The sequence below is a fragment of the Kitasatospora sp. NPDC088346 genome (genome assembly GCF_044740765.1).
In the GTDB taxonomy this organism is placed as follows: domain Bacteria; phylum Actinomycetota; class Actinomycetes; order Streptomycetales; family Streptomycetaceae; genus Kitasatospora.
The window spans coordinates 18,399-31,475 of record NZ_JBIURH010000022.1; the positions used below are offsets into that span (position 1 = coordinate 18,399).

Here is a 13,077-nt window from a genome sequence, read left to right on the forward strand (position 1 = left end):
CACGTTCACAAGCGAGCAAGCTTTGCCCGGCTCGTCGTGATTGCGTGCCGGTCGCGCGTTTCGTCCGGTACGTGACGGATCAGGGCAGGTCGAGCAGAGAGAGGGCGCAGTGGAGCTAGCAATCGCTCACGAGACCATCGCGCGGTGGCAGTTCGGAGTCACCACCGTCTACCACTTCCTCTTCGTCCCGCTGACGATCAGCCTGTCCGCGATCGTGGCCGGGCTGCAGACCGCCTGGGTGCGGACGGGCAGGGAGAAGTACTTCCACGCCACCAAGTTCTGGGGCAAGCTCTTCCTGATCAACATCGCCATGGGCGTGGTCACCGGGATCGTCCAGGAGTTCCAGTTCGGCATGAACTGGTCCGACTACTCGCGCTTCGTCGGCGACGTCTTCGGCGCGCCGCTCGCGATGGAGGCGCTGATCGCCTTCTTCTTCGAGTCCACCTTCATCGGCCTGTGGATCTTCGGCTGGGAGCGGCTGCCGAAGCGGATCCACTGCGCCTGCATCTGGATGGTCGCGATCGGCACCGTCCTGTCCGGCTACTTCATCCTGGCCGCCAACTCCTGGATGCAGCACCCGGTCGGCTACCGCGTCGACCCGGCCACCGGCAAGGCCCAGCTCACCGACATCGGCCAGGTGCTGTTCCAGAACACCACGCTGGTCCAGGTCTTCCACACCCTCACCGCGGCCTTCCTGACCGGCGCCGCATTCATGGTCGGGATCTCCTCGTACCACCTGTGGCGGGCCAAGCGCGGCAAGGAGGCCGACCGCCGCAGGACCGCGGCGATGCGCACCTCGCTGCGGGTCGCCCTGGTGATCGCGGTGCTGGGCGGCCTGGGCACGGCGGTCAGCGGCGACAGCCTGGCCAAGGTGATGTTCGAGCAGCAGCCGATGAAGATGGCCGCCGCCGAGGCGCTCTGGGACACCCAGGACCCGGCACCGTTCTCGATCTTCGCGGTCGGCAACGTCAACGAGGGCCACAACTCGGTCGAGCTGGAGGTCCCCGGGATCCTCTCCTTCCTCGCCAACAGCGACTTCAGCTCGCCCGTCCCGGGCATCAACGACACCGCCGCCGCCGAGGCCGCCCGCTACGGCGGACAGCCCGCCGACTACATCCCGAACATCTTCGTCACCTACTGGGGCTTCCGCCTCATGATCGGCTTCGGGATGACCTCCTTCACGGCCGCCCTGATCGGGCTGTGGACCACCCGGCGGAAGTTCTGGCTGGCACCCGAGCACCGCACCGGCGAGGACGAGCCGCCGAAGCTGATGCTCACCAGGAACCGCGAGTTCAGCCCGTTCCTGACCCGGTGGAGCTGGCGGATCGGGATCCTCACCATGGGCTTCCCGCTGGTCGCCAACAGCTTCGGCTGGGTCTTCACCGAGATGGGCCGGCAGCCCTGGGTGGTCTTCGGCCTGATGCGCACCTCCGACGCGGTCTCCCCCAACGTCTCCGTCGGCCTCCAGATCGGCGCCCTCGCCACCTTCACCGCGCTCTACGCGGTGCTCGCGGTGATCGAGGTCCGGCTGCTGGTCAAGTACGCCAAGGCCGGGCCGGTCACCTCCGAGCGGCCGCCGGCCAAGGACCCGACCCTGCGCGGCCCGTCCTCGGACGAGGACGCCGACAAGCCCCTCGCCTTCGCGTACTGAGGACGGAACGAGCATGCACCTCAACGACTTCTGGTTCGTCCTCATCGCCGTCCTGTGGATCGGCTACTTCTTCCTGGAGGGCTTCGACTTCGGGATCGGCATCCTCACCAGAACCCTGGCCCGCGACACCACCGAGCGCCGGGTCCTGATCAACACCATCGGCCCGGTCTGGGACGGCAACGAGGTCTGGCTGCTCACCGCGGGCGGTGCCACCTTCGCCGCCTTCCCGGACTGGTACGCCACCCTGTTCAGCGGTTTCTACCTCCCCCTGCTGGCCATCCTGGTGTGCCTGATCGTCCGCGGGGTCGCCTTCGAGTACCGCGCCAAGCGCACCGAGGAGCGCTGGCAGCGCAACTGGGAGCTGGCGATCTTCTGGACCTCGCTGATCCCGGCCTTCCTGTGGGGCGTGGCCTTCGCCAACATCGTGCACGGCGTCGACATCGACCGGGACAAGAACTACGTCGGCACCCTCGGCGACCTGCTCAACCCGTACGCGCTCCTCGGCGGCCTGGTCACCCTGGTGCTGTTCACCTTCCACGGCGCCGTGTTCGCCGCCCTGAAGACGGTCGGCGGGATCCGTGAACGCGCCCGCGCCCAGGCCCTCGGCCTCGGGCTGGCCGCCGCCGTCCTCGCCCTGGTCTTCCTGGTCTGGACCCAGGCCCACCGGGGCAACGCCTGGAGCCTCGCCGCGCTCGTCGTCGCGGTCGCCGCCCTGCTCGGCTCCCTGGCGGCCAACCGGATCGGGCGGGAGGGCTGGGCGTTCGTGCTCTCCGGGCTGACCGTGGTGGCCGCCGTGGGGATGCTCTTCCTGGCGCTCTTCCCGGACGTGATGCCCTCCACCCTCGACCCGGCCTGGTCGCTGACCGTCTCCAACGCCTCCTCCTCGCCGTACACCCTCAAGGTGATGACCGTGGTGGCGGCCGTGTTCACCCCGATCGTGCTGCTCTACCAGGGCTGGACGTACTGGGTGTTCCGCAAGCGGATCGGCGTCCAGCACATCCCGGCCGCCGTCCCCGCCGACCCCGGCCACTGACAGCCGACCACCCACCGAGGAGGCGGAACCGATGGAGCCCCAGCAGCGCATGCGCCCGGTCGACCCGCGGCTGCTCCGGTACGCCCGCACCACCCGGGCCTTCCTCGCCGGATCCGTCCTGCTCGGCGGGGTGGGCGCGGTCCTGGTGGTCGTCCAGGCGGGCCTGATCGCGGAGGTCGTGGTGCGGGCCTTCCAGGACCGCGACCAGGAGCTCACCGCCCCGCTGCTCGGGCTCGTCGCGGTCGCCGCCGGCCGGGCGGCCGTCGCCTGGCTGACCGAGTTGACCGCGCACCGCTCGGTGGCCCGGGTGAAGTCCACCCTGCGGCGCCGGCTGCTCGACCACGCCACCGCGCTCGGCCCGTCCTACCTGGCGGGCCGGCGCACCGGCGAGCTCACCGCGCTCGCCACCCGCGGCATCGACGCCCTGGACGACTACTTCGCCCGCTACCTCCCCCAGCTCGCCCTGGCCGTGGTCGTCCCGGCGGTGGTGCTGGCCCGGATCCTGGGCGCCGACTGGCGCTCCGCCGCGATCATCGCCGCCACCCTGCCGCTGATCCCGCTCTTCATGGTGCTGATCGGCCTGGCCACCCAGACCCGGATGGACCGGCAGTGGGAAGGCCTGGCCCGGCTCTCGCACCACTTCCTGGACGTGGTCGCCGGGCTGCCCACCCTGAAGGTCTTCGGCCGGGCCAAGGCCCAGGCCCGCACCATCGCCCGGATCACCGACGAGTACCGCCGGGCCACCCTGCGGACCCTGCGGATCGCCTTCATCTCCTCGTTCGCGCTGGAACTGCTCGCCACCCTCTCGGTCGCCCTGGTCGCCGTCTCGGTCGGCTTCCGGCTGGTCGACGGCACCCTCGACCTGGAGACCGGCCTGCTGGTGCTGGTCCTCGCCCCGGAGGTCTACCTGCCGCTCCGGCAGGTCGGCGCGCTCTACCACTCCAGCGTCGAGGGACTCACCGCCGCGGGCCGGATCTTCGAGGTGCTGGAGACCCCGCGGCCGGCCGAGGGCACCCGCCCGGTCCCGCCGCTCGCCGGGGCGGAGATCACCCTCGACGGCGTCACCGTGGACTTCCCCGGCCGGGCCGCCCCCGCCCTCGACGGCGTCTCGGTCACCCTCCGACCGGGCACCACCACCGCGCTCACCGGCCCGAGCGGCGCCGGGAAGTCCACCCTGCTCTCCGTCCTGCTGGGCTTCACCCGGCCCACCGCCGGCACCGTGCGGGTCGGCGGCCACGACCTGGCCGAGCTCGACCCGGCCGAGTGGCGCCGGCAGATCGCCTGGGTGCCACAGCACCCTCAGCTGTTCGCCGGCACCGTCGCGGAGAACGTCCGGCTCGCCCGGCCGGACGCCACCGACCGGCAGGTCGCGCAGGCGCTCGCCGCCGCCCACGCCCAGGACTTCGCCCGGCCGGACGCCGTCCTCGGGGAGGGCGGCTCCGGGCTCTCCGCCGGCCAGCGGCAGCGGATCGCCATCGCCCGGGCGCTCCTGGCGGACCGCCCGCTGGTGCTGCTCGACGAGCCGACCGCCCACCTGGACGGCGCCAGCGAGGCCGCGGTGGTCGACGCCGTGCGCGCGCTCGGCGCCGGGCGGACGGTCCTGCTGGTCGCCCACCGCCCGGCGCTGCTGGCGGCCGCCGACCACCGGGTGCACCTGCCCGGCCCGGCCGCGGCCCCCGCCGCGGCCCCGCCGCCCGCCGTGACCCCGCCGCCCGCCGCGGCCCCGGCTGCGGCCCCGGCTTCGGTGCCGGTGGCCGCGGCGGTGGACGAGCCGGCCCCCGCCGACCCGCCGACCCGTCCCCGGCTGGCCCTCGCCGTCCTGCTCGGCTCGCTCGCGCTCGGCTGCGCGGTCGCCCTGATGGCCACCTCCGGCTGGCTGATCTCCCGGGCCTCCGAGATGCCCCCCGTGCTGTACCTGATGATGGCCGTCACCGCCGTCCGGGCTTTCGGCATCGGCCGCAGCGTCTTCCGCTACGCCGAGCGGCTGGTGGCCCACGACGCGGTGCTCAAGGCCCTCGGCGGGGTCCGCGCCGCGGTGTACGGCCGGCTGGAGCGGCTCGCCCCCGCCGGCCTGCCCGCCTTCCGCCGGGGCGACCTGCTGGCCCGCCTGGTCTCCGACGTGGACGCGGTGCAGGACCACTACCTGCGCTGGCGGCTGCCCGCGGCCGTCGCGGTCCTGGTCTCGCTGGCCGCCTCCGCCGCGCTGGCGGCGTTCCTGCCGGTGGCCGGCGCCCTGCTCGTCCTCGGGCTGCTGCTGGCCGGCGCCGCCGTCCCGGCCCTGGCCACCCGGCTCTCCGGCCGGGCGGAGCGTCAGCAGTCGCCCGCCCGGGGCGCGTTGGCGGTCGCGGTGGTCGACACCCTGACCGGCACGGCCGAGCTGACGGTGGCCGGTGCGCTGCCGGCCCGGCTCGACACCGCCCGCGCCGCGGACCGGCGCCTGACCGTGCTGGCCGCCCGGTCCGCGGCCGGCGCCGGGCTCTCGGCGGGCCTGACCGCCCTGGTCACCGGCCTCACGGTGGCCGCCACCGCGGCCGCCGGGGTGCACGCCGTGGGCGCCGGGGCACTGCCGGGGGTGTGCCTGGCGCTGGTGGTGCTCACCCCGCTGGCCGCCTTCGAGGCGGTCGCCGGCATGCCCACCGCCGTACGGTTCCGCGAGCGCAGCCGCGCCGCCCGGGCCCGGCTGGACGAGCTGCCGGCCGCGGCCGAACCGGTGGCCGAGCCCGCCGAGCCGCGGCCGCTCCCCGCCCGGCCGCTGCCGCTCGCGGTCCGCGGCCTCACCGCCCGCTGGCCGGGGCAGAGCGAGGACGCGCTGGCCGGCCTCGACCTGGACCTCGCGGCGGGCCGCCGGATCGCCGTGGTCGGCCCGTCCGGCTCCGGCAAGACCACGCTCGCCCAGGTGCTGCTGCGCTTCCTCGACCAGCGGTCCGGCAGCGTCACCCTCGGCGCCGGCCGTCCACAGGCTGTGGACAGTCGCGCGGCCGCCGGCGACGAGGTCCGCCGCGTCGTCGGCCTGTGCGCCCAGGACGCCCACGTCTTCGACAGCTCGCTGCGGGAGAACCTGCGGCTCGCCCGTCCGACCGCCACCGAGGCCGAGCTGCGGGCGGCCCTCGCCTCGGCCCGGCTGCTGGACTGGGTGGACACCCTTCCCGAGGGCCTGGACACCATGGTCGGCGAGCACGGCGCCCGGATCTCCGGCGGCCAGCGCCAGCGGCTCGCGCTCGCCCGGGCGTTGCTCGCCGACTTCCCGGTGCTGATCCTGGACGAGCCGGCCGAACACCTCGACCTGCCCACCGCCGACGCCCTCACCACCGACCTGCTGGCGGCCACCGCCGGCCGGACCACCCTGCTGATCACCCACCGGCTGGCCGGCCTGGACGAGCACACCGTCGACGAGGTGCTGGTGCTGGACCGGGGCCGGGTCGTCGAGCGCGGCGGCTGGTCCGAGCTGGCGGCCCGCCCGGACAGCCGCCTGAACGCCCTGCGCGCGCGGGAGCGGCAGGCCGACACTCTGATGGCGGTGGTCTGAGGATCGCCGCAAAGGGCACAAATTAGGCTCGAAGCATGGAGACCCCGCCGCAGCCCCCGACCGCGCAGCCGCCCGGACCCGAGCGGCCCGCGCCGGCGGCGACCCCGCAGAGCCCTGGAGCACCGCCACCCGCGCCGACCCCCGAAGCATCGCGGGCTCCCGAAGCATCGCGGGCCCCCGAAACGCCGAAGACCCCGGAGCCCGCTCCGCACCGGGTCCCGGAGATCTCCTCCCTCGGCCTGGACACCCTGGTCACCGAGGTCTCCGAGCGGCTCCAGTCCGCCGCCGCCGTCACCGACCGGATGCAGCGGCTGTTGGAGGCCGTGGTCTCGATCGGCGCCGGCCTCGACCTGCACGCCACGCTCCAGCGGATCGCCACCGGCGCGGCCGAGCTGGTCGACGCCGAGTACGCCGCGCTCGGCGTGATCTCCCCGCAGGGCTCCGGGCTCTCGGACTTCATCCACGTCGGCATCGACGACACCACCGCCGGGCTCATCGGCGAGCTGCCCGCCGGCCGGGGCATCCTCGGCGCGCTGATCGACAACCCCGAGCCGCTGCGGCTGGCCGACCTCGGCAAGGACCCGCGCTCCACCGGCTTCCCGGGGGACCACCCGCCGATGATCTCCTTCCTGGGCGAGCCGATCCGGGTCCGGGACGAGATCTTCGGCAACCTCTACCTCACCGAGAAGAAGGGCGGCGGCGGCTTCACCCCCGAGGACGAGCAGGTGGTGCACGCGCTGGCCGCCGCGGCCGGCGTCGCGATCGAGAACTCCCGCCTGTACGAGAACGTGCGCCGCCGGGAACGCTGGATCGCCGGCGCCTCGGCGGTCACCACCGCGCTGCTCTCCACCGACGAGGCGAAACTCGCCCTCACCGTCGCGGCCGAGCAGGTCCGGGAGCTGGCGAACGCCGCGGTCGGCATGATCCTGCTGCCCACCGTCGACGGGCAGATGCGGGTCGCGCACGCCTCCGGCGAAGTCGCCGAGTACCTGAACGGCGAGCTGATGCCGCCCGGGAGCTTCGCCACCCACCTGATGGCGGGGGAGACCGTCCACCTCGACGACATGTCCTCGGACCCCGCGGTGGTGCTCCGGCTGGCCCGCCGCTTCGGGCCGTCGCTGGCCGTCCCGATGGTCTCCGCCGGCCGGGTGCTGGGCGGCCTGTGCGTCTGGCGCGACCGCGGCTCGGCGCCGTTCACCGAGGACGAGAAGCAGCTCGCCCAGACCTTCGCCTCACAGGCCGCCCTGGCGCTGCGGCTGGCCGAGGGACAGCGCGACAAGCAGCGCCTCGCCGTCTTCCAGGACCGCGACCGGATCGCCCGCGACCTGCACGACCTGGTCATCCAGCGGCTGTTCGCGACCGGCATGATGCTGGAGAGCGCGGCCCGCCGGGCGGTCGTCCCCGAGGTGCGTACGGGCATCGGCAGCGCGGTGGACGAACTGGACGCCACCATCCAGGAGGTCAGGACCACCATCTACGCCCTCCAGCACGGCGACACCGACGACCGGCCGGACAGCCTGCGGACCAGGGTGCTGCGCGAGGGCAGCCAGGCCGCGGCCGCCCTCGGCTTCAAGCCCACCATCACCTTCACCGGCCCGGTGGAGAGCCTGGTCGGCGAGAAGACGTCCCGCCAACTCCTCGCCGCGCTGCGGGAGATGCTCTCCAACACGGCTCGCCACGCCCGGGCCTCCCGGGTGGCCGTGGAGGTCGCCGCCACCGTTCACCTGGACGACGAGGGGCGGCCCGTCCCCGGCGACCCGGAGGCCCTGGACCGGGCGGGCAAACCCGGCGTCCTGCTCACCGTCACCGACGACGGGGTCGGCATCCCGGACGGCGGCCGGCGCAGCGGCCTGCGCAACCTCGCCCGCCGGGCCGAGGCGCTCGGCGGGGACGCCTGGCACGAACCGGGCCCGCACGGCAAGGGCACCCGGGTCCGCTGGACGGCCCGGTACTGACCGGCCGGCCCCGGCGGACCGTCAGGAGTGGAACTTCTCGGTGGCCTTGGTGATCTTCCCGGAGGCGTCCAGCACGACCTCGTAGGTGAGGTTGGAGAAGCAGGGGCGCTTCTCCGGGTCCTCGGTGTGGTCCAGGCACTTGGCGGTGTGCTCGGCCAGCTGGGCGAGGGTGACCTTCCTGGTCTGGAACGACAGGTCGGTCAGCTCGACCACCGCGCCGGCGGCGAAGGCGTACGTCTTCTCCGCGCCGGCGTCCGCCCAGTGCCCGTCGTTGGGGTCGCACTCGAACGCGGTCTCCTTGGCGTAGAAGGCCGTGGCCGTCGAGGCCTTGGAGACGTTGAGCATCCGGTGCCCGGCCGCGAGCTTCGGCGCCGCACCGCAGTCCGCGCCGGGCTCGACCGGGTCGCCGCCCTGCGACGCGGCACCCGAGGGCCTGGCGGAGGGCTTGGCGGACGCCTGCGGCGAGCCGGTGGCGGCGCCCGGGGTGCTCGCCGCGGCGCTCCCGGCGGCCCTGGCGTCCCCGGTGCCGGCGGCGGAGTCACCGGACGGGTCGCAGGCGGTCAGGGCGAGGGCCACCAGGGCGACGGTGGCGGCGGTGGTCGCGGTGCTCAGGGCGCTGCGGACGGACAAGGCGGTTCCCCCGGAGAGTCGTCGTCGATCGAACTGACGGTCGGACAGACTACCGTCGTCCACCGACGTTCCCCGGCGGCCAGCCGCGCCCCGCCGCCCCGGCGGGCCGCTCACAGCAGGGTCTCGATCACCGCCGCCACGCCGTCCTCGTCGTTGCCCACGGTGTGCTGCGCCACTGCCGCCAGCACCTCGGGGTGCGCGTTGGCCACGGCGTACGAGCGGCCCGCCCAGGCGAGCATCTCCAGGTCGTTCGGCATGTCGCCGAAGGCCACCACCTCGGACCGGTCGATGCCCTGCTCGCCGCACCAGCGGGCCAGCGTGCTCGCCTTGGTGACCCCCCGCGCGCTGATCTCCAGCAGCGCCACCGGGCTGGACCGGGTGATCTCGGCCAGCTCCCCGGCCGCCACCCGGGCCCGGGCCAGGAACACGTCCGGGTCCAGCTCGGGGTGCTTGGCGAGCAGCTTGAACAGGCCGCCGACCCGCCCGCCGCCGAGCAACTGCTCGGCGGTGGCGACCGCGTGGTCCTCGTCCGACCCCCACATCCGCAGCTCGTACTCCGGTTCCCGGGCGAAGCCGCCGGGGAACTCGAAGGCGAACGCCGTCCCCGGCAGCTCGGCGCGCAGCGCCGACACCACCGCCAGCGCGTCCGGCACGGCCAGCGGGAAGCTCTCCACCAGCTCACCGCGCCGGACGTCCACCACCGCCCCGCCGTTCGAGCAGATCGCCACCCCGTGGCCGCCGATGTGCGCGCTCAGCTGTGCCATCCAGCGCGGCGGGCGGCCGGTCACGAAGACCACCTGGATGCCCGCCCGCTCGGCCCGCGCCAGCGCGGCGGCGGTCCGCTCGGTGACGGAGCCGGTCGCACAGAGCAGGGTGCCGTCCAGGTCGGTGGCGATCAGGCGGGGGCGCGGGGTGGTGGTCACCGTCCCATCTTCGCGCACCCGCGCCGGGCCCCGGGAGAGGCGTGCCCTCCCGGGCCCCGGGGCCGGGGCGGGGTCAGCCCGTGCCGAGGGTCAGCGCCGCGGTGTGCAGGGCGCCGCCGGTCTGGAACTGCACGAACAGACGCCAGTCGCCGGTCGCCGGCAGCTCGGCGTGGAACGCGAGGTCCGGGCCACCGTGGCCGGTCGCGGCCCCGCCCTCCGGGTGCAGATGGGCGAAGGCCTGGTCGCCGGCGTGGAACGCGGTCAGGTGGCCGAAGCTCTCCAGGTACGGCTCCAGATCGGTCACCGGCTGCCCGCCCCGGGTCACGGTGAGCTTCAGCGCGCCGGTCCTCGGGGAGTGCTGCACCGCCACCTCGTACCCGTCGACGGTCGTGCTGGTGGCGGCGGGCGGCAGCGCGGCGGGGCTCGCCGCGCCGGGCACGGTGACGGCCCGGCTGAGCACCAGGGCGGTCCCCCGGCCCGGCCCGCTGTCGGGGGTGAACGAGGTGTAGAGCCGCCAGTCGCCCGGCTCCAACGGGGTCAGCGCGGCCGTCCAGGTGCCGTCCGGGGCGAGCACCGGGTGCAGGTGCTGAAACCCGGTCAGGTCGGAGCGGATCGCGTAGAAGTGCAGCTGCTTGGTCTGCTCCGGCACGAAGGCGGTCACCACCTTGCCGTCCGGCCCGGTGATCCGGAACCGGTACTCGGCGGGTGCGGTCGGCGCGGCGAGCTCGCCGTCCAGCCGGTAGCCGTTGAGCTCGGCGCCCAGTCCGGTCCCGGCGGCGGTGGCGTGCTGGCCGTGCCCGGCCGTGTCGTGGCCGGCCGTGTCGTGCCCGGACATGTCGTGCCCGTGGTGCTTCGAACTCTGCGGGGTGGCGCAGGCCGTCAGCGCGACGGCGAGCAGGCCTGCGGCGGCCGCGGCGGCCAGGGCGCGGCGGGAGGGGGTCTTCACGGTGGGTTCTCCGGGGTCGGGTACGGGTGGGGCCGGTCGTCCGGCTCCTGGGCGGGAGCCGGAGGGGCCCGTCAGGTCCGCGAGACGCACACCTGGAGCAGGACCTCGCGCCCCCGGTCCGGCGGCGCCCGGCAGCCCGAGGGGGCCACCGCCACGAGTGCCGCACCGGCCGCGGGCGGCGGCGCGACCGTGCCCAGCGGCGCCGGACCCGGCTGCGGCAGCGCGGCCCGTTCGGCCCGGCCGCGGGCGGCCACGCACAGCCCGTCCGCGCGCTCGACCGTCAGCGACTTCGCCGGCGTTCCGGCCGGATGCTGGTTCGTGCATCAGGAACAGCCCGAGCAGCAGCGCACACAGCACCCCGAACCGGGGCACCACCCCGCCGCGCACCGCCACTCCCGCGCCCTCCGCCCTGTCCACCCGGTCCACCCTGTCCGCCCGGCCCGTTCCGGTCCCTTCGCGGCCAAGATACCCCCACCAGGTATGGCCGCCGCCGTCCGAACCACCGCCGTCGCCGGGCCGGCTGTCGGCGGTGCGCCGTAAGCTCCGTAGACATGGCGCCCGTCCCCCTCGCCCGCCACCTGGTCCGCGCCAGGGACCTCGCCGACGCCCGGTACGCCGAGCCCCTGACCGTCGACGACCTGGCCCGCGCGGCCGGCCTGTCCCGTGCCCACTTCAGCCGCGCGTTCCGCCGCGCCTTCGGCGAGTCACCGCACGCCTACCTGCTGACCCGCCGCCTGGAACGGGCCGCGGCGCTGTTGCGCAGCACGGACCGCTCGGTCGCCGACATCTGCTTCCTGGTCGGTCTGCAGAGCGTCGGGTCCTTCACCACCAGCTTCACCCGCATGTACGGCACGTCGCCGACGGCCCACCGCGAGCAGTACCCGCCGGCCTCCGCGCACGCCCTGATCCCCGGCTGCGTGCTGCGCGCCTACGGCCGCCCGCAACACCGCACGTTTCGAGAAGACGGTGGTGGGGGCCCGAACTAGCGTGGTCAGCGATCGACCAGCCCCGACCGAGGAGGACCCCGTGATCTCGATCGCCAACGCGCAGGTGTGGGTGCACGACCAGGAGGAGGCGCTCGCCTTCTACACCGAGAAGGTCGGCCTGGAGGTGCGGGACGACGTCAGCTTCCCCGAACTGGGCGACTTCCGCTGGCTGACCGTCGGACCGCCCGGACAGCAGGACATCGCCATCGTCCTGATGGCCATCCCCGGCCCGCCGGTGATGGACCACGCCACCGCGGAGCAGGTCCGCGAACTGACGGCCAAGGGCTTCGCCGGCACGGTCTTCCTCAGGACCGACGACTGCCAGGCGTCCTACGAGGAGATGTCCTCCCGCGGCGTCGAGTTCACCGAGAAGCCCGAGCAGCGCCCGTACGGCATCGACTCCGGCTTCCGGGACCCCTCCGGCAACAACATCCGCCTCACCCAACTCCTCTGACCACGCCGCTCGTTCGAGAACCCCGCCGCTCCGGCCGATCCTCAGCACGGTGGTGACGACGTCCGGCCGGTCGGCGGCGGCAGGCTCCTCACCACCGGTGTTCGTCAGGCGAGCCAGCGGCCGTCCCGCATCAGTTCGCGGTCGGCCAGTTCGTTCTCCTCGCGCCAGGCCTGGACGCGGTGCGGGGTGATGTGGAACCAGCGGTAGCGCGTGGTGAGTGTGCGCGGGTCGAAGCCGGTGCGTTCGGCGAAACGGTCGCCCTGCTCCTGCGTGAGGGCGCCGACGTCGAGGACCTCGACGGTGCCGTCGATCATGGTGACGTCGCGGGTCGGGCCGAGTGCGAGCCGGACGGTCCCGGTGGCGGCCAGGTTCCTGCCGGTGGGGCCGTCCGCAGGGGTGGCCACCCGCAGGGCTCGGCCGTCCCAGTCGAAGGACAGCGGCACCAGGTACGGCGCGCCGTCGGCGGAGGCGGTGGCCACCCAGACGTCGATGTCGTGGGCGAGCCGGTGCTCGGTGTCGAGACGGCGCCGGGCGCGGGAGCGGGGGTTGGCGCTCACCTCGTCCTGGAGGACGCCGAGGACGTTGCCGTCGGGGTCGGTGACGGTGGCCACCAGACGGCCGCCGCCGACCTCGTGTGCGGGCTCGGTCACGGTCGCTCCCGCCGCGGTCGCCGCGGCCAGCGCCGCCCGGATGTCCGGCACGTCCCAGTAGGCCACCGGCGAGGTCATCCCCTGCGGTCCGCCGCCCGGCACCAGCCCGACGTGCTGGCCTCCGGCCTCGAAACCGACGTAGTAGGGCGAGTCGTTGCGCGGCGGTACGCCGAGCAGGGCCGCGTACACCGCTCTGGCCCTGCCCAGATCGGACACCGGGTGGAGCACGGTCTTGATTCCCGAGGTGGACGAGCCGGTCATCGGCGCTCCCTGGAGGTCGTGGGCCGCGATCGACCCGTTCCGTGTGCGGTCACAGCGTCTCG

General features: G+C 74.4%; 11 protein-coding genes and 1 pseudogene. 6 read left to right on the plus strand and 6 right to left on the minus strand.

The features are described 5' to 3' along the window. Positions 1 to 109 precede the first annotated feature (109 nt). Genes ACIOFR_RS25165 through ACIOFR_RS25180 form a run of 4 tightly spaced genes read left to right on the plus strand, consistent with a single transcriptional unit; the run spans position 110 to position 8,165 of the window. Entirely contained in the window at positions 110 to 1,651 is a 1,542-nt protein-coding gene (locus tag ACIOFR_RS25165) for a cytochrome ubiquinol oxidase subunit I (RefSeq protein ID WP_401001032.1), read from the plus strand. A gap of 13 nt (positions 1,652 to 1,664) precedes the next feature. Beyond that, on the plus strand, positions 1,665 to 2,684 hold the full coding sequence (cydB, locus tag ACIOFR_RS25170) for a cytochrome d ubiquinol oxidase subunit II (RefSeq protein ID WP_401001035.1): 1,020 nt from the start codon (positions 1,665 to 1,667) through the stop codon (positions 2,682 to 2,684). A gap of 49 nt (positions 2,685 to 2,733) precedes the next feature. Beyond that, positions 2,734 to 6,210: a thiol reductant ABC exporter subunit CydD gene (cydD, locus tag ACIOFR_RS25175; RefSeq protein WP_401001212.1), complete on the plus strand. Its 3,477-nt coding sequence runs from the start codon at positions 2,734 to 2,736 to the stop codon at positions 6,208 to 6,210. Positions 6,211 to 6,245: 35 nt separating this feature from the next. Then, positions 6,246 to 8,165, plus strand: a complete 1,920-nt coding sequence (locus ACIOFR_RS25180; protein WP_401001038.1) for a GAF domain-containing sensor histidine kinase — start codon at positions 6,246 to 6,248, stop codon at positions 8,163 to 8,165. 21 nt (positions 8,166 to 8,186) lie between these two features. On the opposite strand, the gene ACIOFR_RS25185 is transcribed toward ACIOFR_RS25180, so the two are convergent. The 4 genes from ACIOFR_RS25185 to ACIOFR_RS25200 form a co-directional block, all read right to left on the minus strand. Further along, the gene (locus ACIOFR_RS25185) at positions 8,187 to 8,795 is read right to left on the minus strand and encodes a hypothetical protein (protein ID WP_401001041.1); all 609 of its coding nucleotides are present in this window, start codon (positions 8,793 to 8,795) and stop codon (positions 8,187 to 8,189) included. 110 nt (positions 8,796 to 8,905) lie between these two features. Next, positions 8,906 to 9,718 carry an HAD family hydrolase gene (locus tag ACIOFR_RS25190; RefSeq protein WP_401001044.1) on the minus strand — a complete coding sequence of 271 codons (813 nt, stop codon included), beginning with the start codon at positions 9,716 to 9,718 and terminating at the stop codon, positions 8,906 to 8,908. A gap of 73 nt (positions 9,719 to 9,791) precedes the next feature. Further along, a complete protein-coding gene (locus ACIOFR_RS25195; RefSeq protein ID WP_401001047.1) occupies positions 9,792 to 10,664 on the minus strand; it encodes a hypothetical protein in 873 nt (290 codons plus the stop codon). Between the two features lie 71 nt (positions 10,665 to 10,735). Beyond that, on the minus strand, positions 10,736 to 10,918 hold the full coding sequence (locus ACIOFR_RS25200) for a hypothetical protein (protein WP_401001050.1): 183 nt from the start codon (positions 10,916 to 10,918) through the stop codon (positions 10,736 to 10,738). A 297-nt stretch (positions 10,919 to 11,215) separates the two neighbouring features. Here ACIOFR_RS25200 and ACIOFR_RS25205 point away from each other — a divergent pair, with 297 nt between their 5' ends. Together ACIOFR_RS25205 and ACIOFR_RS25210 are read left to right on the plus strand one after the other, a co-directional pair. Continuing rightward, complete coding sequence (locus ACIOFR_RS25205; RefSeq protein WP_401001053.1) at positions 11,216 to 11,650, plus strand: helix-turn-helix domain-containing protein; 435 nt, start codon at positions 11,216 to 11,218, stop codon at positions 11,648 to 11,650. 40 nt (positions 11,651 to 11,690) lie between these two features. Next, positions 11,691 to 12,104, plus strand: coding sequence for a VOC family protein (locus ACIOFR_RS25210; protein ID WP_401001056.1), 414 nt, complete (start codon positions 11,691 to 11,693; stop codon positions 12,102 to 12,104). A 104-nt stretch (positions 12,105 to 12,208) separates the two neighbouring features. Here the strand turns inward: ACIOFR_RS25210 and ACIOFR_RS25215 are convergent, their stop codons facing one another. Together ACIOFR_RS25215 and ACIOFR_RS25220 are read right to left on the minus strand one after the other, a co-directional pair. Then, complete coding sequence (locus tag ACIOFR_RS25215) at positions 12,209 to 12,661, minus strand: pyridoxamine 5'-phosphate oxidase family protein (protein ID WP_401001213.1); 453 nt, start codon at positions 12,659 to 12,661, stop codon at positions 12,209 to 12,211. A 3-nt stretch (positions 12,662 to 12,664) separates the two neighbouring features. Beyond that, positions 12,665 to 13,015 (minus strand): annotated as a pseudogene (locus ACIOFR_RS25220) (VOC family protein); the annotation flags it as partial. Positions 13,016 to 13,077: the final 62 nt, after the last annotated feature.